The following is a 24,238-nucleotide window of genomic DNA, read 5'->3' as shown; positions in this document are numbered from 1 at the left end:
GGATACCTCCGTGCGCGTATTGCTCGGGTTAGCTATGTGTTTAACTTCTGATAAACAGAAACGCTTTTAAATTTAGGAGAACCGTTTTGAAGGGCAAGCACATCTTGTGTGCGCTCGCAACAGTGGCGAATTGTCGCAGTGAGTAAATCGGACGACTGACGATGTGGCGATGACGCAATCTGGCTGATATCGGGCGCTTTTCGAACACCCGAGTACGGTGGACAGGCTTGCTGGATAAACTCATGCGAGCGTGATTAGCGTTAACGCGTAAATGGTTTTAAGCCGTTTGCGATAAATGCTTTTATGCGTTGATGCGTCGCACACAAAGTCATTCGTGTGACTCATGAAAAGTCTCGACGCTGTGGAGCGTTTGCAGAATAAAAAAGATGCCTGAGGCGACAGGCGGCACGGCAGCAGGCATTTCATCGACGCTCTTGCGCGAACGCAATCTTCATGGATAAATCGAGCGGCCCAATACAACCCGTTCGCGTGATTTCGAGCAGCGCGCAGCCCACATCGGACGCGCCCGCCCGAATCCCAAGGAGACACATGATGACGCTTGCCCACTGGCTACCCTTCGCGATTGCATCCGCGATACTCGTTGCCATTCCCGGTCCTACCGTATTGCTTGTAATTTCGTACGCGCTTGGTCACGGCCGGCGCTTCGCGCTGGTCACGACCGCGGGCGTCGCACTCGGCGATCTGACGTCGATGACGGCGTCGATGCTCGGCCTCGGCGTGATACTCGCCGCCTCCGCGACACTGTTCACGGCGCTCAAGTGGGTCGGTGCGGCGTATCTGATCTATCTCGGCATCAAGCTGTGGCGTGCCCCCACGTCGTCGGGCGATGCGCCGCCGACGGGCGAAACCCGCACCAGCCGGATCTTCGCGCACGCATACGCGGTGACCGCGCTCAATCCAAAGAGCATCGTGTTCTTCGTGGCCTTCGTTCCGCAGTTCATCGACACCCAGGTCGCCACGTGGTCGCAGATTGCCATTTTCGAAGCGACTTTCGTTCTGCTCGGCACCTTTAATGCGCTTGGATACGCGGTGCTCGCATCGGCGGCACGGCGCGCGATCCGTAGCCCACGCGTGCAGCGCGGCGTCAACCGCACCGGCGGCACCTTGCTGATCGGAGCGGGACTGCTGGCGGCTGCGTGGAGAAAATCGACGGCCTAAACCCGCCCTGACGACCGGACACGACGAAGCAGGCGCGCCGTTTGCATCATCTCCACCGCGCACAGGGTGTGCGCGGTGGATCACATGCAGTGACTTCCATCACGCCTACAATGAAATCGTCGTTGTTCCATCGATCAGGAGGTTGTTGTGATCGAGCATCTGATTCTTGGCGCGTTTCTGATCGTGCCGCTTCTCATCGTCGCGTTTCTGTTTTCCGACGAGCTTTGGCAGGAACATCGCCAGGCTCTGCACGAAGATGATCACCACAGACGGATGGACTGGCGGCACCCGATTCGCAGCTTGATGCATCATTGAGCGCGCCGCTCGTGTGACCCGGCGTGATGAGAGGCTGCCGTGCTGGCCTACTCTTTCTCATGGACGGAATACTGGCTGTTCATGCTGGCGCTGATGCTGATCAGCGTCGCGCTGACGTCGCTGTGCGGTTCGGTGCCGCGCCCGCCCGAACCGCCGCCGGAGGATGATGCGTAGCGTTCCTCCGCGCACTCTCGCTACATGTATGCGGCGATTTCACTCCGTTTGTGTGCGCCCGCAAAATGACGCCCAAACGTCTTTCTGTTCCCCCGATTGCCCTGACGCCCGTTTGCGTACGCTTGAGTCATTGCGATGCCTTGCGTCTTTCGCAAGGCATCGTGCGGATACCTATTTGTTTGCATAGGTATTGGCCCGCAAAAATCCGGCTAAAGTGAATTATCAGATGTAAACAAACTTTGGCCTTGTCGAGACGTCACGGGGAACACCATGAACCGGTTAATCGATCAGGAGATTGCGCATATTTCGCGCGTCATGTGGCCATCGCTGCTCGCGGATGCAGGTGGCCCGATTCTCTCTTCCGAGTATTGGCGCATGCGCCTGCATGCACTGCTCGACGCTCCTTCCCTCACCAGAATGCAGTTGTGCGCGATCGACAGCCTGTTGCTCAGGCTCGATCAGTACGATCGGCATGGACCTGGTTTCTACTCGACACCCGCTGCTGAGACATCGGCAAACCATCACTCCGAGGCTGGCGTGGAACCGGTGGCGTTGCACGGGTGACTGTGATTGGGCAAATCGGCGGCTGTAACCTCGATTTGTTGAGTGAAAGTACGGGTGGCCGTATCTGCGAGCGTTTGAGTAAAGCGTTGTGTACCTTAAAGCGTCTATGGATCATGCGTGGAATTTCTTCGCAAAACCACGCATGGATTTCTCTATTCGTTGCCAGACAAGCGCAGATGAAGAAGCACAATGGTACTGTGTACCCAAAACTTGACGTGCGTGACTAACGCGGCGCGCGTTAAGTGCCGCTGCGCTCACCCAACTGCGCTTCGACGAAGTCAGCCCAGCGTTGCATCTGAGTAGCGGTGTCGGCGCTTTCGGAGTCTGGCAAAGCGCCGTCTGCAGTATCGAGCGTAGGCCGAAGATCGAGCAGATAAGCCATCCCCGTGCGGCGAAAGTCATTCAACACAAAGTGTTCGCCGTCCAGCCCAAGTGTCTTGAGCGCCTGGTTGAGCGTCCCCTTCGCAATCGGACGATCCTCGCCGCCGCGCGTCGACGGAAAGACGTACGTGCGGCTATTCTTGCCGCTTCTCAACTCGCGCAGTATCGATACAGCCTGGCCCGACAGACAGACCTGTCGATCGCGGCCATTGCCGGCACGAACAGCGGGAATCGTCCAGACGCCTGCGTCGAGATCGAATTCCCGCCACGTTGCCTCGATCAATTCGGATTTGCCTGCCATGGTCAGCACGAGCAGATGCAGCGCGTATTTCAGCGGCCGTCTGATCTGCGATGTGTAGACCGCGCGCAGTAACGTGCCGATTTCGTGTGCCGCGAGAACGCGCGAGCGCGCATCGTGCGATGCAATAGTGCTCGCCGCGATGGCCTCGGCGGGATTGACGGTTGCGAGGCCTCGCGCGATCAGGAATGCGAACAGACGCTTCGCGACGTTGCGTGTATGCAGCGCCATCTGCGGCGCGCCACGGGTTTTGATCGCGTCGCTGATCGACTGGATGTCCTGCGTCGAGATCTGTGCAATGGGCTTGTGCCCGATGGCGGGAAGAATGTCCTTGTCGAGCGCACGCAGCGTCGTGCGTCGATATTCGTCGGATTTGCGCGCCATTTCTGCCGCAAGGTACAGTTCGGCCCCGTCGCGCAGCACGTCGACACGCTTCTCCACGCCCCGATCCTGCCTGGCGACGGAAACGGGCGACAGGCCTTGTGCGACGATGTCCGCGTATTTCTGCGCCCGCGCTCGCGCGACCCGCAATGACATGAGCTGATAGTCGCCGATCGTGACCATGGGTTGCCGCTGCCCGTCGAGCGTGTAACGGAAACGCCAGACCTTCTTGCCCGTCGGCATGACTTCGAGGACGAGACCTTTGCCATCGGCGACGCTGTAGCGCGTCGCGCGCGGCTGCAAGGTTCGTATGTGTGATTCGCTGAGCGGTGTTGCGAGCTTTGGCATTTGACCGGTTTGGGTACACAGTGCGCGACAAAAGCGCAGTCTACAGGATTGTGTACCTAAATCGGCTTTATCAGAATGCTCGATATGTCGGTTTGCAAAGGGATATGACGCTCGACTATTTACCTATACAGAACCTGCTGAAGATTACGCCAAGCAGATCGTCGGAGGTAAATTCACCCGTGATCGAGTTGAGCTGATCCTGCGCCAGTCGCAGTTCTTCAGCGAAGAGGTCGAGCGCCTGCGCGTTCTGATCGGCATGTGCGGCAGCGAGTCCGAGATGGTCTTGTGCTGCCCGAAGTGCTATCAGATGGCGCTCGCGAGCCAGATAGACGCTTTCCGCGCCGGCCTGCCATCCGGCGATACGCAGCAGTTCGCCCCGCAGCAGGGCGATTCCATCGCCCGTCTTGGCCGACAGGCGAACCTCGCACGAATCGCCCTCGCCCGCCCCGTTCAAACCGCTGACGACGGGTGCGACGCCCGTGAGATCCGTCTTGTTCATCACGCGCACGACAGGTACGCCGGATGGAAAACGGGCGGCGATCGAATCATCATCGGGGGTCATGCCTGAGCGGGCGTCGAGCAGATGCAACACCACGTCGGCGCGTTCAATCTCGCCCCAGGTTCGCTCGATACCGATCTTTTCGACTTCATCTTCGGTTTCGCGCAGCCCCGCTGTGTCGATCACATGCAGCGGAATGCCCTCGATCTGGATTGTCTGTGCGACCTTGTCGCGTGTCGTGCCTGCAATCGGCGTGACGATCGCGAGCTCCGCGCCGGCGAGCGCGTTGAGCAGCGACGACTTACCGACGTTCGGCTGCCCCGCCAGCACCACCGACAGACCTTCGCGCAGCAGCGCGCCCTGGCGCGCCTCGCTCAGTACCAGCGCAAGACGTTCGCGGATACGCGCGAGTTTGCCGCGTGCGTCGGCGGCTTCGAGAAAATCGATCTCTTCTTCGGGGAAATCGAGCGTCGCCTCGACCAGCATCCGCAACGTGATCACCTCTTCGACCAGCGCGTGGATGTCGCGCGAGAACGCACCGTCCAGCGAGCGTCCCGCCGAGCGCGCGGCGGCTTCCGTGCTGGCCTCGATCAGATCGGCCACCGCTTCGGCCTGCGCGAGATCGAGCTTGTCGTTGAGAAATGCGCGGCGCGTGAATTCGCCCGGCTCCGCGAGACGCAAACCGAACGCGCGGCCGGCATCGATGCAGCGCTGCAAAACCAGCTGAAGCACGATCGGGCCGCCGTGGCCCTGCAATTCGAGGACGTGCTCGCCGGTGTAGGAATGCGGCGCCGGAAAATACAGCGCGATGCCGCGATCCAGCGCATTACCCTCGCTGTCGAGAAACGGCACGTAACTCGCGTGGCGTGGCGCGAGCGCCTGGCCGGTGAGCGCCTGCATCATCGGTTGCGCGGCAGTTTCGCCTGCACGCCCGAACGAAATCCGCACCACGCCTATGCCGCCTCGGCCGGGCGCGGTTGCAATGGCGACGATCGGATCGGAATCGGTGGCGAGCATGACGGGCGGGCGGGAACAAGGTGGAAAGGGCGCGCACGGCAGTGCGCTGAACGCGTGGCATTGTAACGCGCGTGTCAACGGCGCTATGCAGGCCATCCCTCGCGACGGGTGAATGCGTGCCACGGAATTTATCTTAGTTGAGATAAAGCACGATCAGGCTGCGTGTGGGAAAATCCGAAGGTGTCGTGTAAGCAAATCCCTACACGACAAGGCTAACGAGACCTTTTCGTCTTGCAAGGAATTGTTCTGATCTATTGCCGTGCCGAGATAGGCAAACCTCAGACACGCGAAATGTAGCGTGTACAGTTGTCTACCCGAGGCGTGACGGACTGCACAATCTGTGGATGCCAACCGTCGAAGAAAAAACGGCTTTTGCCGAGCGACTCAAGTTCGCGATGAGACGCGCCCCGGAAAGACTCAAGGGCGGGACCGATCTCGCATTGCATTTCAATCTACGCCATCACGGCGACCAGCCTGTGTCGCCGCAGACGGTGCACAAGTGGCTGAGCGGCCGCACGATTCCCACTGACGACAAGCTGCGCACGCTCGCCGCGTGGTTCGAAGTCGATCCGCACTGGCTGCATTACGGGCCGTCGCCGAATGGATCGACGCGGAATGTGCCGAAGCCACTGGAGCGAGGCGAGAAATACCCGCTCTCGCAGGAGACGCTGGAACTGGCGTCGAAGATCGAATCATTGACGCCGCATCATCGCTATCTGGTGCAGGAGTTGATCGCCCAGTTTTACGGCGACGCAGACAACATTTAACCGAAACCTCGCAGACATAAAAAAACCGCCCGGCTCAACACCGGGCGGTTTTTTGTCGCTTCTTCTGCGCGGATCGAACGACCACGCGCTCGATCCAGCCACTCGCCGATCAGGCAGCCTTCTTTTTCTGCCCCATCATGCGCGTGATGTAGTACTGCTGCGCGATCGACAGCACGTTGTTCACGACGTAGTACAGCACGAGACCCGCCGGGAAGAAGAAGAACATGACCGAGAAGGCGATCGGCATGAACATCATCATCTTGGCCTGGACGGGGTCCGGCGGCGTCGGGTTGAGCTTCGTCTGAACGAACATCGAGACGGCCATCAGAACCGGCAGGATGAAGTACGGATCTTGTTGCGACAGATCGTGAATCCAGAGAATCCACGGCGCACCGCGCATTTCCACCGACGACAGCAGCACCCAGTACAGCGAGATAAACACCGGGATCTGAATCACAACCGGCAGACAACCGCCGAACGGATTCACTTTCTCAGTCTTGTACAGCTCCATCAGAGCCGCATTCATCTTTTGCGGATCGCCCTTGAAGCGTTCACGCAGTGCCTGCATGCGCGGCGTGATTTCCTTCATGCGCGCCATCGACTTGTAGCTTGCAGCCGACAGCGGGAAGAACCCCGCCTTGATCAGCAGCGTCAGCAGCACGATCGCCCAGCCCCAGTTGCCGACATAGCTGTGGATCTTCTCGAGCAGCCAGAACAGCGGCTTCGCGATGATCGTCACCCAGCCGTAGTCCTTCACCAGTTCGAGACCCGGCGCGATGCCTTCGAGCATGCGCTCTTCTTCCGGACCGGCGAACAGACGCGCGGATACGTCGATGGTTTGACCCGGATTGATGGTCTGCAGCGGCTCCTTGACACCCACGCGATACAGCGACGGATCGATCTTCTCGACGTAGATATCGCGCTTCACGCCCTGCTGCGGAATCCACGCCGACGCGAAGTAATGCTGCACCATCGCGATCCAGCCGTTGTCAGCCGAGGTCGCGTAGTCCTGCTTGTTCTTGTCGATGTCGCCGAAGGTCAGCTTCTGGAAGTGATGCTGTTCCGTGTAGACAGCCGGTCCGATGAACGTATGCGAGAAACGCGGCGTTTCGACAGGCTGGCTGTCGCGCACGAGTTCCATGTACGCCGTCGGCTTGACGGGCGTCGTGCCGACGTTCTGGATCTTCGTGTCGACGTTGATCACGTAGCTGCCACGCGTGAACGTGTAGGTCTTCACGACCTTCAGGCCGCCCTTTTCCGGCGAATCGAACGACAGCGTCAGCGTGTTGCCCGTCATGTCGGTCGCCTGACCGGGAACGGGTGTGAAGACGTCGGTGTGATTCGGGAAATCGCCGCCGAGCAGGCCCGTGCGCGCGAGATAGGTGTGGTCGGCCGTGTGGTCGAACAGCGTGATGACCTGCTCAGGCTGCTTGCCCTCGCCCGGTTTGATCAGCGTCAGCTTCGACAGCGTGCCGCCACGCGTATCGATCTGGCCACGATAAACGTCGGTGCTGAACGAAACCAGCTGCGCCTGTTGCGTGGCGGGTGCCGTCGAGCCAGGTGCGGCGGCGTTCGTCTGCGGCAGGTCGGCCGGTTGGCTTCCCGCCGGCGACGAACCCGGTGCAGCGGGGCTCGCCGTCTTGGTCTGCGTCGCGCTCGGGAAGAACATCGACGGGCGTCCATGGTCGCGCTGCCAGTTGTCGAACAGCATGACAGCTGACATGAAGAAGATGACCCATAGGACGGTGCGTTTGATATCCATGCGTTGTCTCAGTGTCGATGGCACAGCGCGTCAGCGCTTCTTAGGAGTTGGAGGCGGGACAAGATCGATGCCGCCCGCCGAAAACGGGTGACAGCGGCACAGGCGCCTTGCGGCGAGATAAGTACCACGCGCGGCGCCATGATACTGGATTGCTTCGCGCGCGTAATCCGAACAGGAGGGATAAAAACGGCACCGGTTGCCGAGCATGGGACTCACGGCAATCTTGTAAAAACGCAGCAAGGCGAATAGTACCGTTTGCATGACTAGTGCGGCCCGACTGCGCCGCTCGATGAGAGGCTGAAGCGCCGCAAGACGGCCGCGCGTGCAGGTTGCGCGGGTTTCATGGCGCAGCGGGCGGCGTTTGCGCCGCCTGTCCTGCTGATGCTGCCGGCATTTCGCGTCGGGCGATTTCGCGCGCTACCTTGTCGAGCAGCACGTCGATTTCGCCACGGCACAGCGCGTTCAACGGCGGCGACGATCCGCTGGGCATCGCCTTCCTGTCGAATTTGGTGTGCAAACGCAGCAGCACATCCCAACCGCCGAATTCCGTACGACGCAGACGAAACGCTTCCCGCGCGAGGCGTTTCACCAGATTGCGCGTGACGGCGCGCGGCGCATACTTCTTGCCGATAACGAGGCCAAGGCGTGCTTCATTGCCAGTCGGCCGTGCGTAGACGACGAAGTGAGCAGTTCGGCGCCACGGGCGCAAACGAAAAACGGATGAAAATTCATCCGTTTTTAGCAGCCTTGCGGCTTTGGGAAAGGCTGCGGACGCCTGCAACGGAACAGGGTTCTGATGCGGCGCGTCTGCCGTTCCCGCAGCGTCGCGGGTGTCGGACACAGCGCGCACTCGGCTAGACCGCGTGTCGCCTGCCTTAGATGGCGAGGCGCTTGCGGCCCTTTGCGCGGCGTGCGTTGATGACCTTGCGGCCGCCTGCGGTCTTCATGCGAACACGGAAGCCATGGGTGCGCTTACGGCGCGTCACGGAAGGTTGGTAAGTACGTTTCATGTTGCTCTCACTTGTTTGAGAAATAACCGCGCGAGCATCGCTGAAAGTGCAATGGCCGGAGGTTCGAAAATTGGTTTTCGCGGAACCCGCTATTTAAACCGGTTTTCTCTGAGTCGTCAATAGTTTAGGGCAATGATCCACAGGCGGCGGTTGCAGGCACTGTTTGATCGGACCCTGTGGATAACTCACTTTGCACGACGTTTTGGCGTTAGAATCTCGCCTTACTTCCCAAGAATCCTGCACGCCGCCCCGGCCCGCTTGACCCCGCAAACCCTTGTGGCACAAGCGTCTGGGGCTTTTCCGCCTGGCAGCTTCGGGCCTCGTCGCGTATCCCGCGACCAGAGCGCCGGCGGAATCGCGTCGCAACCATAACGATAGCAACTTGATGAACGAATTCTGGCAACACTGTTCCGCATTGCTGGAGCGTGAATTGACGCCCCAGCAGTACGTGACGTGGATCAAACCGTTGGCCCCGGTCGCCTTCGACGCCGATGCGAATACCCTGAGCATCGCCGCGCCGAACCGTTTCAAGCTGGATTGGGTCAAGAGCCAGTTTTCGGGCCGCATCACTGATCTGGCGCGCGATTTCTGGCATTCGCCCGTCGACGTCCAGTTCGTCCTCGATCCTAAAGCCGGCATGCGCGCAGCGCCTGCCGCTGCGCCGTCGCGTCCTGCGCCGATGGGCGTGAATAAAGCCGTAGCCGCCGTCGATGCGGCCGTTGGCGCTGTTCAGGCCGCCCAATCCGCGCGCATGGGCGGCATGGGCGCGGGCGGCGCGATGGCGGGCCTCGGCGCGTCGTCGAACGCCGCGCAACTCACCGACGATGCCGCTGACCTCGATCTCCCCAGCCTCGACGCGAACGAAGCTGCGGCTGCACGCCGCACGTGGCGTCCGGGCGCGGCTACGCAAGCCGCTAGTGGTGAAAACGACTCGATGTACGAGCGCTCGAAGCTGAACCCCGTGCTCACCTTCGACAATTTCGTGACCGGTAAGGCGAACCAGCTGGCGCGCGCGGCCGCGATCCAGGTCGCCGACAATCCCGGCATCTCGTACAACCCGCTGTTTCTGTACGGCGGCGTGGGCCTCGGCAAGACTCACCTGATCCACGCGATCGGCAACCAGTTGTTGATGGACAAAGCCGGCGCGCGAATCCGCTACATCCACGCCGAGCAGTACGTGTCGGACGTGGTGAAGGCGTACCAGCGCAAGGCATTCGACGATTTCAAGCGCTACTACCATTCGCTCGATCTGCTGCTTATCGACGATATTCAGTTCTTCTCGGGCAAATCGCGTACGCAGGAAGAGTTCTTCTACGCGTTCGAAGCGCTGGTCGCGAACAAGGCGCAGGTGATCATCACCAGCGATACCTATCCGAAGGAAATCTCAGGCATCGACGATCGTCTGATTTCGCGCTTCGATTCCGGCCTGACAGTCGCAATCGAGCCGCCCGAACTTGAGATGCGCGTCGCAATTCTGATGCGCAAGGCGCAATCGGAAGGCGTGAGTCTGAATGAAGACGTGGCGTTTTTCGTCGCGAAGCATCTGCGGTCGAACGTCCGCGAACTGGAAGGCGCGCTGCGCAAGATCCTCGCGTACTCGAAGTTCCACGGCCGCGAAATCACGATCGAACTGACGAAGGAAGCGCTGAAAGACCTGCTGACGGTGCAGAACCGGCAGATTTCGGTGGAAAACATCCAGAAAACGGTCGCCGACTTCTACAGCATCAAGGTCGCCGACATGTACTCGAAGAAGCGCCCGGCCAATATCGCGCGGCCGCGCCAGATCGCGATGTATCTGGCCAAGGAGCTGACGCAGAAGAGCCTGCCGGAAATCGGCGAGCTGTTCGGCGGGCGCGATCACACGACGGTGCTGCACGCGGTGCGCAAGATCGCCGACGAGCGCGGCAAGGACGCCCAGCTGAACCACGAGCTACACGTGCTGGAGCAGACGCTGAAAGGCTGAAGCAGGGCTAAAGCGGGGTGATGGGGCGCGGTCAGGTCGAAGGTTTCCTCGAAACGGTCGGAAAATTCGATCTGTTTATTGCGCAAGCCACCCCCAATTTAGGGAAGTGCTTCCATTTTCAGGCACAATACAGGTTTAACCGCCCAGCGATCGCGGGCGGGATTCAAAACGCCGTGACCGGCGCAGCACGGCGCCGGCGGGGGGCCGGGGCCGCGCGCTACAACATTGCCGGGTAAGGCGCGCAGGCCGTCACATCAACGAAGGAACTCTATGCAACTGGTCAAGACCGAACGCGATAACCTCCTCAGGCCGCTGCAAACCGTGAGCGGCATTGTCGAACGCCGTCATACGTTGCCGATCCTCGCCAATTTGCTGATTACCAAGAACGGCCCGGACGTCTCGTTCCTGTCCACCGACCTCGAACTGCAAATCACCACGCGCGCCGATTTCGGCGTCGGTGGCGAATCGGTGGCCACGACCGTGGCGGCACGCAAGCTGCTCGACATTCTGCGCGCCATGCCCGACGGGCAAGTCACGCTGACCCTGAACGACAAGCGTCTGACGGTCCAGTCCGGCAAGAGCCGTTTCGCATTGCAGACCCTGGCGGCCGACGAGTTCCCGACCGTCGCTCAGGCTAAAGACTTCGGCGCCAATCTCGCAGTTCCCCAGAAGACGTTCCGCCAGCTGCTCGGCATGGTGCACTTCGCCATGGCGCAGCAGGACATCCGTTACTACCTGAACGGCATGCTGCTGGTGGTCGACGGCGATCAGCTGATGGCCGTCGCAACGGACGGTCACCGTCTGGCGTTCTCGTCGATGAAGATCGAAGGCTCGTTTGCGCGCCAGGAAGTCATCATCCCGCGTAAGACGATTCTCGAACTGCAACGTCTGCTCGAAGATATCGACGACGTTCTGAAGATCGACATCGCGCCGACGCAGGTCAAGTTCACGTTCGGCGGCGTCGAGCTGGTCTCGAAGCTGGTCGAGGGCAAGTTCCCCGACTTCCAGCGCGTGATTCCGAAGTCGCATAAGAACACCTTCGTGATCGGCCGCGAAGAACTGCAGCGCTCGCTGCAACGCGCGGCCATTCTGACGTCGGACAAGTTCAAGGGCGTGCGCTGCATCATTGAGCCGGGCCAGCTGAAGATCATGTCCACCAACGCGGACCAGGAAGAGGCGCAGGAAGAACTCGAAATCCCGTACCAGGGCGACAGCATCGACATCGGTTTCAACGTCACGTACCTGCTCGACGTGCTCGCGAACCTGAAGGTCGACATGCTGGAAGTGAGCCTTGGCGACGCCAGCTCGAGCGCGCTGATCACGATTCCCGAGAACGACGAGTTCAAATACGTGGTGATGCCGATGCGCATCTGACGCATCCGACACGAAGAACACACCAAGGGGCGCAGCGCCCCTTTGGTGTTTTTATGGTGTTTTGAAAAGCTCCGAGCAGTAACGAAGCAGCAACGCAGATCCGGAAGAAATCCATGACTGATACGAACAATTCGCAACCCGATAACAGCTACGGCGCCTCGTCCATTCAGATCCTCGAAGGTCTGGAGGCCGTGCGCAAGCGGCCGGGTATGTACATCGGCGATACGTCGGACGGGACCGGTCTGCATCACCTCGTGTTCGAGGTGCTCGACAATTCGATCGACGAGGCCCTCGCCGGTCATTGCGACGACATTCAGGTCATCATCCACGCCGACAACTCGATTTCCGTGACCGACAACGGCCGCGGCATCCCGACGGGCATCAAGCGTGACGACAAGCACGATCCGAAGCGCAGCGCCGCTGAAATCGTGATGACGGAACTGCACGCGGGCGGCAAGTTCGACCAGAACAGCTACAAGGTGTCGGGCGGTCTGCATGGCGTGGGTGTGTCGTGCGTGAACGCGCTGTCGTCGTGGCTGCGTCTGACGGTGCGCCGTGACGGCAAGAAGCACTTCATGGAGTTTCACCGTGGCGTCGTGCAGAACCGCACGATCGAGGAAGTGGACGGAGAACGTCTGTCGCCGATTCCTGTTGTCGGTGATACGGAAAATCGTGGCACCGAAGTGCACTTCATGGCCGATGAGACGATCTTCGGCAATGTCGAGTATCACTACGACATTCTCGCGAAGCGCATTCGCGAACTCTCGTTCCTGAACAACGGCGTGCGGATTCGTCTCACCGATCAGCGTTCGGGCAAGGAAGACGATTTCGCGTTTGTCGGTGGCGTGAAGGGCTTTGTCGAGTACATCAACAAGACGAAGGCCGTGCTGCATCCGACCATTTTCCACATCGTCGGCGAAAAGGACGGCGTGGGCGTCGAAGTGGCGATGCAGTGGAACGATAGCTACAACGAAAACGTGCTGTGCTTCACGAATAACATTCCGCAGCGCGACGGCGGCTCGCACTTGACGGGCCTGCGCGCGGCGATGACGCGCGTGATCAACAAGTACATCGTTGATCACGAAATCGCGAAGAAGGCGAAGGTCGAAACGACTGGCGATGATATGCGTGAAGGGCTGTCGTGCGTGCTGTCGGTGAAGGTGCCGGAACCGAAGTTCAGCTCGCAGACGAAGGACAAGCTGGTTTCGTCGGAAGTGCGCGCGCCGGTGGAAGAAGGGGTGGCGAAGGCGCTCGAAGAATTCCTGCTGGAAACGCCGAACGACGCGAAGATTATCTGCGGCAAGATTGTCGATGCTGCGCGTGCGCGTGATGCAGCGCGTAAGGCGCGTGAGATGACCCGTCGGAAGGGTGTTCTCGATGGCGTTGGTTTGCCTGGAAAGCTTGCGGACTGCCAGGAGAAAGATCCTGCGAAGTCTGAGATTTACATCGTCGAGGGTGACTCGGCAGGCGGCTCGGCGAAGCAGGGCCGTGACAGAAAATTCCAGGCCATTCTGCCGCTGCGCGGCAAGGTGCTGAATGTCGAGAAGGCGCGTTACGACAAGCTGCTGTCTTCTGAGCAGATCGTTACGCTGATTACGGCGCTCGGTTGCGGGATCGGCAAGGAAGACTACAACCTCGAGAAGCTGCGTTATCACCGGATCATCATCATGACTGATGCTGACGTTGATGGTGCGCACATCCGGACGCTGTTGCTGACGTTCTTCTATCGTCAGATGCCGGAGATGATCGAGCGTGGCTATATCTATATCGCGCAGCCGCCTTTGTATAAGGTGAAGGCGGGTAAGGATGAGCGGTATCTTAAGGATACTGCTGAGTTGAACGCGCATATGCTGCGGTTGGCTCTGAATGGGTCTGAGCTCGTTACGTCTGAAGGTGCGACGCCGATTGCGGGTGATGCGCTTGGTGAGCTGGCTCGTTCTTATCTGCTGGCGCAGGCTGTTGTGGATCGTCTTAGCCGGTTGTATGACGAAGCGGCGCTTGGCGCGGTGATGGATGGCGTGACGATCGATCTGTCGAGCGAGCAGTCGACTGAGGCGTCGGCTCGTGCAGTTGAGGCCAAGCTGCGGGATGATCCGCTGAAGCCTGAGATTAGTGTGTTTTCGATGTATGACCCGGTGCGCGAACTGCGTTCGCTGCGCGTCGAGCGTCGTCATCATGGCAACGTGAAGGTCTCGGTTATCGATGAAGAGTTCCAGCTGACGGCGGATTATCAGCAACTGGTGAACACGGCGAATACGTTCAAGGGCTTGATCGGCGAGGGCGCTGTGATCAAGCGCGGTGAGCGGAGTATGGCTGTCGGTGATTTCAAGAGCGCTATGAAGTGGCTGATTGCTGATGCTGAACGCAATGTTTCGAAGCAGCGGTATAAGGGGCTTGGGGAGATGAATCCTGAGCAGCTGTGGGAAACGACGATGGATCCGAATGTTCGGCGTTTGTTGCGTGTGCAGATTGAGGACGCGATTGCTGCGGATGGGATCTTTACGACGCTGATGGGTGACGAGGTGGAACCGCGTCGGGCGTTTATTGAGAGCAATGCGCTGCGGGCTGGGAATATTGATGTTTGATTTTTGAGTTGTGAACGTCGGGCGCCACCGTGTAAATACCACACGGCGTCCGACGTTGTCAGCGATCCGCGAATCACCGGTGGTTTGATGGTGATTCCTCGAGCGAGGCGTTCACGATGAACTCTGCCTCAGATGAACTCGAGCAGCTACGCGCAGAAAACGCGCGACTTCGAGCGTTACTCGACGCACATGGGATCGACTCCCGGCCGCCGCTTCCCACGCCGTCGATTCCACTACAGGCCGAACCTTCACGCCTGAACACCGATGAAAAGGTAGCGTTGTTTCGTCGGCTCTTTCAAGGCCGTATCGACAGTTTTCCGATCAGATGGGAGAGCAAGGCCGGCAAGTCGGGCTACTCTCCGGCCTGCGCCAACGAATGGCGACCAGGCGTATGCGAAAAACCTCGTATTAAATGCTCGGATTGCGGCAATCGGCTTCTTATATCGCTGTCTGATCAGACGATCTACGATCATCTTGCGGGTAGACACACGATTGGCGTCTATCCCTTGCTTCCAGACGATACCTGTCGCTTCCTCGCGGTCGATTTCGATGACGCCGACTGGCAGGAAGACGCTCGAGCCTTTCGCTTTTCGTGCCTCGAACTGGGCGTGCCGGCCGCGCTGGAGATCTCGCGTTCGGGCAACGGTGCCCATGTATGGATTTTCTTCCAGTCAGCTGTGTCGGCCCGCGATGCGAGGCGCCTGGGTACCGCAATCATCAGCCAAACATGTGCGAGAACGCGGCAACTGCAGCTCGCCTCGTATGATCGGCTATTTCCCAACCAGGATACGGTACCAAAAGGCGGATTCGGAAATCTGATAGCTCTGCCGCTACAGAAAATCCCGAGGGAACGTGGCTGCAGTGTTTTCGTCGATGAAGAATTCCAACCTTACGCGGACCAATGGGCGTATCTAGCTTCCCTTCAGCTACTTGCCCCCGACGTTATCGAGACGGCCATTTCAACTGCAACGGGTGGGGCGCACCCGCTCGATGTCACGTTCATTGAGAACGAGGACCAGCATGAGCCGTGGAAATCCTCGAAGTCCGGAAACAGGTTGTCGGGACCGATGCCGGAGTCGCTGTCTGTCACTTTGGCAAACCTGATTTACTTCGAGAAAAGACGGCTTCCTCAGCCGCTGCTCAACCGTCTGATACGGCTCGCCGCGTTTCCAAATCCCGAGTTCTACAAGGCGCAGAAGATGCGCTTTCCTGTTTGGGATAAGCCACGCATTATTGGTTGTGCTGAAAACTATCCCGTGCACCTGGCGCTTCCACGCGGATGTTTTGACGACGCGCGTAATCTGCTTCGTGAAAACAATATTCGTTGCGATTTCGAGGACGCACGATTCGAAGGTGAGCCCCTCGATGTTGCATTCGCAGGGACGCTGCGGCCGGATCAGGAGACTGCGGTAACGTCGATGCTCGGCTATGACACCGGGGTGTTGTGCGCGCCCACCGCGTTTGGCAAGACAGTCAGCGCAGCTGCAATGATCGCGCGACGCGGCGTAAATACGCTCATCCTCGTACATCGAACCGAGTTGCTCAAACAATGGCAAGAACGACTTCAGTCGCTCCTCGACGTTGGCAAGGGAGTGATTGGCACGATTGGCGGCGGCAAGTCTAAACGTAGTGGGAAAATCGATATTGCAGTGATGCAGTCGTTGACGCGCAAGGGCGAATTGAGCGAGCTGGTTGAGCACTATGGACACGTGATCGTGGACGAGTGTCATCACGTATCAGCATTTTCATTCGAAGCGTTGCTCAAGCGTGCCAAGGCGAAATACGTGTTGGGACTCACGGCGACTCCGATTCGTCGCGATGGTCAACATCCAATCATATTCATGCAATGCGGCCCAATCCGGCATACGGCCGTGCGTGCAACGACGGCGCCTCACGACCTGGAGGTCATACCGAGGTTCTGGTCGGGTGAAACTCACTTACCTGTCGATGCTGAAATCCAGGACGTGTTCCGACAAGTCGCCAACGATGCTTCGCGGACAATCGCTATTGCTGATGAAGTCGAGAGTGCTTTTTCCCTTGGGCGGAAGGTTCTCGTGCTGACCGAGCGCACCGATCATATTGTCGCTATCGAGGCAGCTTTGGCTCAACGGATCGAAAAGGTTTTTACGTTGCATGGCCGGATGTCGAAGAGGCAACGCAAGCTCGTGATAGCGGAGCTCGACGCGTTGGACGCCGATGCGCCTCGTGTACTTCTGGCGACCGGTAAGCTGGTGGGAGAGGGATTCGATCATCCACCACTCGACACGCTCGTGCTCGCGATGCCGATTTCGTGGAGAGGCACGCTGCAGCAGTATGCGGGACGGTTGCATAGAGAGCATGCGACGAAGGTCGATGTGCGGATTATTGATTTTGTTGATACGGCGCATCCAGCGTTGGGGAGGATGTGGGAGAAAAGGCAGGCGGGGTATCGGGCGATGGGGTATCGGGTGGAAACGAGGGGGCGCGTGCGGCAGTTGTTTTGATGGATGGCGGTTTCGGTGTGCTCACTTGCTGAGGGTTTTGTGTGAGGAACGTGTAGTCGATTGATGCCCTCGGATTTTTAGCAATTTCTGACCGATCATTGCTGGAAATTGCCTATGAGATGAGTGTTGTTCCCATTTGGCGGTGCGCACGCGCACAATCTGTGACGGAGTTCGCGGTTTCGCAAACTAAAATCCCGCTGTGCTAGAATCGATTCGTCGTGGGGGCGGTAGCTCAGCTGGGAGAGCGTCGCGTTCGCAATGCGAAGGTCGGGAGTTCGATCCTCCTCCGCTCCACCAACTTAATGTCTCACAACATCACAGAACATCTCGAAAGCCGCGAATCTATTGGGTTCGCGGCTTTTTCTTTGTCTCTGATTGTCTCATGGCATCTCTTGTCATCTGGGGGCAACTGGGGGCAACATTGAGGGCAACGGAAAAGTACGCAAAGGAGTTGCCCCCAAAATGTCTCTCACAGACGTCGAAATCAAGCAGGCGAAGCCACGGGAGAAGCTTTATAAGATTTTCGACGAGCGAGGGCTCTATATCGAGGTCAGTCCGACCGGCGGCAAGTGGTGGCGGTTCAAGTACCGAATCGACGGGAAGGAGAAGCGTCTCTCCTTGGGTGTCTATCCAGATGTCAGCCTTTCGAAGGCGCGGGAGAAACGCGACGCCGCACGAAAGCTGGTTGCCGATGGTGTCGACCCGAGCGTTCAACGCAAAGCTCAGAAGCAAGCAAAGGCTGACGCCAATGCGAACAGTTTCGAAGTCGTGACACGTGAATTTCTTCAAAAGCGAAAAGGCGTCTGGGAAGCCAGCCACCACCACAAGGTGCTCCGTCGCTTCGAGAAGGACGTCTTTCCTTGGGTTGGCAAGCGACCGATAGCAGATATCACAGCCTTCGAGCTGCTGAAAGTGCTGCAGAGAATTGAGCGCCGAGTAGTTGAGACGGCGCATAGGGCTAAGCAGAACTGTGGTCAGGTGTTCCGATATGCAGTAGCGACAGGTCGAGCAGAGCGCGATATCACGGTCGACCTCAAAGACGCGCTGACGCCGTGGAAGGAGGAGCACTTCGCCAGCATCACTGACCCCGAGGAAATTGGCCCGCTCCTTCGCGACATGTATGCCTATAGGGGCACCTTCGAAGTCCAGTGTTGTTTGCGTATTGCCCCTCATGTTTTTCTGAGGCCAGTGGAGCTCCGGCTTGCTGAATGGAAAGAGTTCGACTTGGACGATGCCAGGTGGGACATTCCTCCCGAACGGATGAAGATGAAAAAGCCACACGTTGTCCCGCTCTCGGGTCAGGTCGTTGAAATCTTGCGCGAACTTCAGGCAGTGACCGGGGATGGGGTGTTTTTATTTAGGGGCCGCAATCCGCACGGCGCGATATCCAACAATACGGTGAACAAGGCGCTTCGTAGTATGGGCTACTCGACTCAAGACGACATCACGGGTCATGGGTTCAGAGCAATGGCTCGTACAGTGCTCGACGAACGGCTGGGTTATCGAATCGACTGGATTGAGCACCAGCTTGCGCACAAGGTCCGTGACGCCAATGGACGTGCATATAACAGAACCGCGCACCTCGAAGGTCGACGGGAAATGATGCAGGCGTGGTCAGATTATCTCGATAAACTCAGAGTGTCAGCGGAGGACGTGAATTCTGCGGATTAGCAGGCTATCAGTTGTTTTTTTTGATAGAAAAAAATCATCGTTAAATGGTCTAAAAGCGGCCGAAATCGTTTCACCTAGTTCCTACACGTTGAACCGAAACTCACCAACGGTTCTACGATGAATTATGAAATCCCAAGCCTCCTCGAGAAGACGGCCTTTCTGCGGGAGAAGCAGCTCGTCGGCGACGCGAAAAAACAAATCCCCGGACTGCTTCCATTTTCGCGCGCGACCCTCTGGCGACGAGTGAAAGAAGGCAGCTTTCCCGCGCCGATTAAGCTTTCAGAGCGGACCACAGCGTGGTCAACTGCTGACATTCGGAAGTGGATAGTCGACCCGACAGGCTATAAGGCAAGCTGAATGCAAATCGGGTTTTGACTGTCCTCGGACATCGCGACGAGTATCCTCGCGGATTGCTCTTTCGGACGCGAGCAGGGTATTTCAATCGCGCAAAGACGGACGCTACCTCACTGGCCGGCGCGCATCCGGGGAGCCGGGCGACGTTCAAGGCGATTTGGCAGCGTACGGATGCCTGAACAAGAGGTTGATAATTCAAAGAACGCCTCACGCGAAACGGCCGGGTCGTGCAAGTAGGAGTTAGCGAGGCGTCTACGAAGGATGGCGCGCGACTGTCGGGTAACGATGACGTTTGATGCGCAGTCAACCTGAGGTGGACGAAGGCATTGAGCCTTTCTGTTCGGCGATTGATATCGAAGCCCCGGGGCGACCGTCTTCGATTTCAGTGCGGCTCGATATAAAATCGCTCCTCTGTCGTCAGGCTAGGAGTTTTAATGTTCCAAGAAGAGCGATGCAAAGCCGCCTTAAGAGAGCTTCAGCGGCAGTTCGTATCACAGGTGACGCAAGCCTATGAAGCGGCAGGCTTGAATTTCTCAGTCGCGGCACTCGGACTTCAGAAGGCAGGCATAAACCCGAAACAGCACTGGCCGGACGAGAATACAGGATGGTGGCTTAATGAAGGTTTCTCTTCTGGGAAGCCGGCACGCTGGCTTTTGAATGCGCAGATGGGCGAAGGCAAACTGCGCGTCACACTCGCAGAGGGAGTCGGACCGGACGGGAATATTGTGCGGCGGAGACGTGCTGACTGCATTGCGTCTTTAAACTCGTCATCTAGAGACCCGTCCGCCGGGGTGTGCACACCGGTGTGGCTTGCTCTCAGACAGACTCCCGATAGCTACGTCGTGCCGGAAGACTGGGGATGGCTTTTGGCGGTTGGCTTCGAGCAGGGTATCATAACGGCTTCAGCGAACCAGGTGCTGCGCTACGATATGGATGCCAATACAATTTCCACGCTCGGAAAAAGTCCGGTTACCGTTCAGGTATCGGTCAAACATTTGTTGCATCTCCCCGACATAAACTCAAGCTACAAGTGCGACGGCAGCAATGTAACTTACGAGGACGCAACCCGCGCGTTGCATCGCTTTCTCGGCACTTCCATGCCGGAGCCTAAACAATAATGGCACTCCCTCCTTATACCAGCGTGTTGGCAGAAGCCGTTCGGGACTTCGTTACCACTCCGCCCGCCATTGCCACAGAAATGCCGCCGTCGGTCGTGGTTACGCGCAATCAAACGTTGGAAAATGTACCTGAGGTGCCGACGCTGTTCGGTTTATCTCCGCGTGTCTACAGGAACTTGAATGCGCTGTTGAAGGCGGGCAAACGACATCTGATTTTCTTTGGACCTCCGGGTACTGGGAAAACTACCTTGGCCGAACATGTGGCAGCGTATCTCTCCACAAACGAGGAATACGAGTTCATCACTGGCTCTTCGAATATTACTGCAGACTATCTAATTGGTGGCTATCAACCAATTGGTGACGGTAAGGTCGAGTTTCGCGCCGGCGTCATTCTTCGGAACGGTAACAGCCCAGTAATTATCGATGAACTGAACAGATGTGACATCGATAGCGCCCTTGGCCCCCTCTTCTCCGTTCTGAATGACTCGTCCACGACCTTGCCCATGCTGGCCGTACCCTCTGATGAGCAGTCTGCGTTTGTGAAGGTGGAATTGGGCGCGGAGTCGGATGCGAAGCTTGGGATATACGGACTAGGAGACGACTGGCGGCTTATCGCTACGATGAACACGATTGACCGGGTCCAGCTGAATCAATTGAGTTACGCACTAAGCCGAAGGTTTGGCTGGGTGTATGTTGAAGAGCCGACGGACTTGCCGGGCTTTATTCGCCATTTTGCCGGTATTAACGGCTTGCCAGTACCTGCGGAGGTGCAGTCATGTCCGTTGGCAGTAATTTGGGCGGCGGTGAACACGGTGAGGCCGCTTGGCGGCGCACCGTTCAAAGATTTGATTGCGCTGGTGAAAGCCAGCATTACAGACGCCGACCTGTTCGCAGCTCCAGAACCTGAGCTTGCTGAGGTCCTCGCTGAAGGTATCGTGTCGTTAGTCGCTCCATTGCTGGGCGGCATCGCGTTCGAGCAGGTGGAAGCGATTGTGCACGCAATTTCATCGGAGGTCCGGCTTCCTGAAACGCACAGCGCGATACAAGTACTTATAAGAGTGCTACGCGAAGGCGCGATTTGACCTAAACATGGAACTTCGGGAGCAATTAGTTCGCGATTGCGGCGCGCTGCTGGTTCGGCATTTCTACGGACCGTTGGGTGAGGCAGACTGGGCAATCGACGCTAACACTGGCCTAAGGCAAAGTGAAGACCGGAAAGTAATGCTTCTGCTTTGGGCATTGTCCGATGAAGTGGATAGCTACCTGGGCTTTCTTTCCGCTAACGCTCGCCACTTGGTCGAGGCGCGCCGAGAAGCTACTGTTCTTTCAAACGGCGGAAGTGGGCTTCTCGCACGAGAATCGCTGCTCTTACAAATGAGGACAGGAAATCCGGCTGCCTTCTTGGCGCGGCGTAATATCTCGACACCGGCTGGCGGACCCAACCATTGTCTAGCATGGCTTATCGAGTGCATTGATGATGCAATCTTGGCTTTCCCACGCGTCGCTGCGGGACCGTGGGGCGATGTCGTCAAAAGAAGAGTCGAACAGATATCTCGCGCCAGAACGATACCTGCTATAGCCGGATGCTTTAACGTTGGCTTGCATCGGGTCAGGCCGTCTTTGGGCGCAATGCGTGCGGCTGCCACACTTCGAAATCCAGTATATAGCCGCACGCTGGAACTGATGAAACGTCGAGATTCCTTTCAACGGTTGCCCCTACAATTCAGTGCTGCTCGTGCCATTGCGACATCTGCTCTCGCGAGCCTGAAGACATGGCAGCATATGGAGTTATTAGCGGCCTTGCTCGCGGCGCAAGCGCTCGTGGAGCAATCTGCGATATTAGGGGCGAAGGTTGAGCTACGCTTGCATCTACTCGTTGGTGGAGCGCAACCGCTGGCGACCTGTGGAGACTTGACGCTTGAATGGCAATTCGCGACGGGCGCGTTGGCTTCTCATCGACGCGCACATCACGAAGCAATCTCCGATACCTTCTTGGAGATGGTGGGGCTTAAGGCCGGCTCGGACCGCGCAGACATAGCAGTGTTTCTACGCGGCAACCGAATACCGGTGGCAATTGGGGAAAGCAAGTACTTCGAAAAGGAAAACAACGCTAGAAACCAGCTCAGCTTGGCTATCTGGCAAATTGTCAAATATGCAGACCAAGTTCACTCGGATAGTGCCTTGACTAAGGCGCTAAGCCGGCTCAGCTTTATTTTCCTGCCGGAGACAGCGGCAGTAGCTCAGGCTGCCGCTATTGCCGCGCAGTCCGATGAGATGCCGATAATTGTTCCCTACGGCTCGACCCACCAGTCTACATATTTTGAGCAGTGGGCAAGACGGCTTCTGAGCAGCGTTACTGCGGCACCTGCGGTTTCGGTCTAGCTCTCCCGCCATCCACAATGAGCGGGACCTCGGGGGCGTCCTTGGCATTCGCACAAGGGACCGAAATGCTGTAGCTCACCTCGCGTCCGTTTATGGGCTGAACGTTTGATATAAATCGACCCTTTGCGCCTTGCAAGTATTCTTCTTCAAGCTCGACGCATGTCCAGTGCCGCCCGAGGCTTTCGGCGACATAACCAGTCATGCATGAGCCGCCAAAAGGGTCAAGAATGTTATCGCCTGGGTCTGTTAGCATCCGGATGAAGTATTCGGGCAACTGGGCCGGAAAGCGCGCAGGATGGATGGCGATATTGTTCTTCCGACAGTACTCTTGATACGAGCTGTTCGAATCTGTGTTGGCGATGGCTAGCAGATTCGGTGGAACAGCTCCGCCATTGTCTTTTTGGAACTTGTCCGATATATCATGTCCTGATGGTCGCAACCTTGCCTGATATCCGTTCTTCAAGAGTGACTGCATCGAATCGCTGTATTTAGCCAAGACACGTCGGTTGCTTGCTTTGGGCCAAGGAGTCTTGGAAAGCCACCATACACAATTAACCGCGTCCTTTACTCGAACGCGTCGTACATTTACCCATTCAGCGGGGGTCGGTAGCTTTGCCGGATTCCACCAGAAATGTTCTAGGCAGAGATGAAAGCCGAATTCTCGGCAGAGCATAACGAGAAGCTCATAGTGATACAACGACCGCGTGGGCGTTCCGGGTTTCCAGGCACCACCAATGTCTATTACGAGGCTTCCCTCGTCCTTCAACACTCGTTTGAAACCCTCGGCGAATGGGCGAAACCATTCACAGTACTGGTCGGCATCCTCGTTCCCGTACGTCTTCTTTCTGACCAAGCCAAAAGGTGGCGAGGTCATGATAAGGTCCACACTCGCGGGCTTTGCCTTATCCAAGGTATAGCGCAGCGAGTTGCCCAGATACATCGAACCGTATCGCGTCTTATGAAAGAGGGTTAAATCCCCTACTGGTTCGTACGTCCTCGAAACCGACGCCTCTTGAGCCAACATTGACTGTTGGTGCAGATGACGGATGTAGTCGCTAATGCTCTTGAAGCCGTTGCTTGCGGCCTGCGCTTCTAACTCTTCATGCTCAGCAGCGGTGAATCGGATGTTAGCGAACTGGGAGCGTGGTTGGTCGGACTTGGGTCTTGGCATGCATGTTCTCTCGTGAATCGAGTAAGTTTACACCTCACAGGTTTTTGTGTCACAAAAATCGAGGATTTGACGGACCATTGGCCGATGTTCGGCCCTAGGGCGGGCGACGGGGTTCAATGCAGCGGACGTATCTGAGCGCCGCCCAGCCGCCGCCGCACATCGGCCTTCTGCCTGAACGGTGCGGTCTCGTAGTGGCCCTCGGCCCCACGGCATTCGTGCTAGAAATGCCTCTAACTGGCACATGCAGCGAAGTCTGGTTCCCTCTATTCTCGGCCCATGCGAGGCTCCCTTCTTGCGATGGCTAATCCGCCGTGCAAGCGTCCGTCAGCGGGGCGTACCTTGCCATACGTTTAGCTTCAAGGCGCTTCTACATTTTTTGTCGCGCCAGCGCCGAGATAGACTGAGCTTGCGCCGGAAGTTGGGCTGGACTGAACGGTCTTGC

Annotated in this window: 21 protein-coding genes and 1 tRNA gene; 15 read left to right on the top strand and 7 right to left on the bottom strand. The window is 57.9% G+C overall.

The genetic code is table 11. The annotated features are described in order from the left end of the window. Positions 1-552: 552 nt before the first annotated feature. The 4 genes from DK391_RS04015 to DK391_RS04010 all read left to right on the top strand — a co-directional run bounded on the left by DK391_RS04015 (position 553) and on the right by DK391_RS04010 (position 2,232). Positions 553-1,179, top strand: coding sequence for a LysE family translocator (locus DK391_RS04015; RefSeq protein WP_109476699.1), 627 nt, complete (start codon positions 553-555; stop codon positions 1,177-1,179). A 147-nt stretch (positions 1,180-1,326) separates the two neighbouring features. Beyond that, complete coding sequence (locus DK391_RS44765) at positions 1,327-1,494, top strand: hypothetical protein (protein ID WP_204117281.1); 168 nt, start codon at positions 1,327-1,329, stop codon at positions 1,492-1,494. Positions 1,495-1,533: 39 nt separating this feature from the next. Beyond that, positions 1,534-1,668 carry a hypothetical protein gene (locus DK391_RS45575; protein ID WP_275426808.1) on the top strand — a complete coding sequence of 45 codons (135 nt, stop codon included), beginning with the start codon at positions 1,534-1,536 and terminating at the stop codon, positions 1,666-1,668. A 270-nt stretch (positions 1,669-1,938) separates the two neighbouring features. After that, entirely contained in the window at positions 1,939-2,232 is a 294-nt protein-coding gene (locus DK391_RS04010; RefSeq protein WP_109476698.1) for a hypothetical protein, read from the top strand. A 238-nt stretch (positions 2,233-2,470) separates the two neighbouring features. On the opposite strand, the gene DK391_RS04005 is transcribed toward DK391_RS04010, so the two are convergent. Next, the gene (locus DK391_RS04005; protein WP_109476697.1) at positions 2,471-3,640 is read right to left on the bottom strand and encodes an integrase arm-type DNA-binding domain-containing protein; all 1,170 of its coding nucleotides are present in this window, start codon (positions 3,638-3,640) and stop codon (positions 2,471-2,473) included. Between the two features lie 115 nt (positions 3,641-3,755). Then, positions 3,756-5,156, bottom strand: coding sequence for a tRNA uridine-5-carboxymethylaminomethyl(34) synthesis GTPase MnmE (gene mnmE, locus DK391_RS04000; RefSeq protein ID WP_109476696.1), 1,401 nt, complete (start codon positions 5,154-5,156; stop codon positions 3,756-3,758). Between the two features lie 344 nt (positions 5,157-5,500). Here mnmE and DK391_RS03995 point away from each other — a divergent pair, with 344 nt between their 5' ends. Then, the gene (locus tag DK391_RS03995; RefSeq protein WP_109476695.1) at positions 5,501-5,923 is read left to right on the top strand and encodes a transcriptional regulator; all 423 of its coding nucleotides are present in this window, start codon (positions 5,501-5,503) and stop codon (positions 5,921-5,923) included. A 109-nt stretch (positions 5,924-6,032) separates the two neighbouring features. Here the strand turns inward: DK391_RS03995 and yidC are convergent, their stop codons facing one another. The 4 genes from yidC to rpmH form a co-directional block, all read right to left on the bottom strand. Continuing rightward, positions 6,033-7,685: a membrane protein insertase YidC gene (gene yidC, locus DK391_RS03990; protein WP_109476694.1), complete on the bottom strand. Its 1,653-nt coding sequence runs from the start codon at positions 7,683-7,685 to the stop codon at positions 6,033-6,035. A gap of 30 nt (positions 7,686-7,715) precedes the next feature. Continuing rightward, complete coding sequence (gene yidD, locus DK391_RS03985; RefSeq protein WP_007581797.1) at positions 7,716-7,946, bottom strand: membrane protein insertion efficiency factor YidD; 231 nt, start codon at positions 7,944-7,946, stop codon at positions 7,716-7,718. 79 nt (positions 7,947-8,025) lie between these two features. Continuing rightward, positions 8,026-8,526 carry a ribonuclease P protein component gene (gene rnpA / locus DK391_RS03980; protein ID WP_109476797.1) on the bottom strand — a complete coding sequence of 167 codons (501 nt, stop codon included), beginning with the start codon at positions 8,524-8,526 and terminating at the stop codon, positions 8,026-8,028. A gap of 34 nt (positions 8,527-8,560) precedes the next feature. Continuing rightward, positions 8,561-8,695, bottom strand: a complete 135-nt coding sequence (gene rpmH, locus DK391_RS03975) for a 50S ribosomal protein L34 (RefSeq protein ID WP_004198824.1) — start codon at positions 8,693-8,695, stop codon at positions 8,561-8,563. 385 nt (positions 8,696-9,080) lie between these two features. On the opposite strand from rpmH, the gene dnaA reads away from it, so the two are divergent. The 10 genes from dnaA (at position 9,081) to DK391_RS44110 (ending at position 22,625) form a co-directional block, all read left to right on the top strand. Next, complete coding sequence (gene dnaA / locus DK391_RS03970) at positions 9,081-10,658, top strand: chromosomal replication initiator protein DnaA (protein WP_239482693.1); 1,578 nt, start codon at positions 9,081-9,083, stop codon at positions 10,656-10,658. 270 nt (positions 10,659-10,928) lie between these two features. After that, complete coding sequence (dnaN, locus tag DK391_RS03960) at positions 10,929-12,032, top strand: DNA polymerase III subunit beta (RefSeq protein ID WP_109476692.1); 1,104 nt, start codon at positions 10,929-10,931, stop codon at positions 12,030-12,032. 113 nt (positions 12,033-12,145) lie between these two features. Then, the gene (gene gyrB, locus DK391_RS03950; RefSeq protein ID WP_109476691.1) at positions 12,146-14,617 is read left to right on the top strand and encodes a DNA topoisomerase (ATP-hydrolyzing) subunit B; all 2,472 of its coding nucleotides are present in this window, start codon (positions 12,146-12,148) and stop codon (positions 14,615-14,617) included. A 116-nt stretch (positions 14,618-14,733) separates the two neighbouring features. Further along, positions 14,734-17,100 carry a DEAD/DEAH box helicase family protein gene (locus tag DK391_RS03945; protein WP_109476690.1) on the top strand — a complete coding sequence of 789 codons (2,367 nt, stop codon included), beginning with the start codon at positions 14,734-14,736 and terminating at the stop codon, positions 17,098-17,100. A 221-nt stretch (positions 17,101-17,321) separates the two neighbouring features. Then, positions 17,322-17,397 (top strand) — tRNA-Ala (locus DK391_RS03940). 165 nt (positions 17,398-17,562) lie between these two features. Beyond that, the gene (locus tag DK391_RS03935; RefSeq protein ID WP_109476689.1) at positions 17,563-18,771 is read left to right on the top strand and encodes an integrase arm-type DNA-binding domain-containing protein; all 1,209 of its coding nucleotides are present in this window, start codon (positions 17,563-17,565) and stop codon (positions 18,769-18,771) included. Between the two features lie 117 nt (positions 18,772-18,888). After that, on the top strand, positions 18,889-19,128 hold the full coding sequence (locus tag DK391_RS03930) for an AlpA family phage regulatory protein (protein ID WP_109476688.1): 240 nt from the start codon (positions 18,889-18,891) through the stop codon (positions 19,126-19,128). Positions 19,129-19,559: 431 nt separating this feature from the next. After that, positions 19,560-20,243: a hypothetical protein gene (locus tag DK391_RS03925; protein ID WP_109476687.1), complete on the top strand. Its 684-nt coding sequence runs from the start codon at positions 19,560-19,562 to the stop codon at positions 20,241-20,243. Continuing rightward, entirely contained in the window at positions 20,243-21,325 is a 1,083-nt protein-coding gene (locus tag DK391_RS03920; protein ID WP_109476686.1) for an AAA family ATPase, read from the top strand. The genes DK391_RS03925 and DK391_RS03920 overlap by 1 nt, the downstream gene beginning before the upstream one ends. A gap of 7 nt (positions 21,326-21,332) precedes the next feature. Further along, positions 21,333-22,625: a hypothetical protein gene (locus DK391_RS44110; protein ID WP_162600666.1), complete on the top strand. Its 1,293-nt coding sequence runs from the start codon at positions 21,333-21,335 to the stop codon at positions 22,623-22,625. Here DK391_RS44110 and DK391_RS03910 read toward each other — a convergent pair. Next, entirely contained in the window at positions 22,597-23,796 is a 1,200-nt protein-coding gene (locus DK391_RS03910; RefSeq protein WP_109476684.1) for a site-specific DNA-methyltransferase, read from the bottom strand. The two genes, DK391_RS44110 and DK391_RS03910, sit on opposite strands and share 29 nt — an antisense overlap. Positions 23,797-24,238: the final 442 nt, after the last annotated feature.

Source organism: Paraburkholderia sp. C35 (genome assembly GCF_003121405.1).
Classification (GTDB): Bacteria; Pseudomonadota; Gammaproteobacteria; order Burkholderiales; family Burkholderiaceae; genus Paraburkholderia.
The sequence above is the reverse complement of the archived record's forward strand: the minus strand, read 5'-3'. Positions and strand labels throughout refer to the sequence as shown.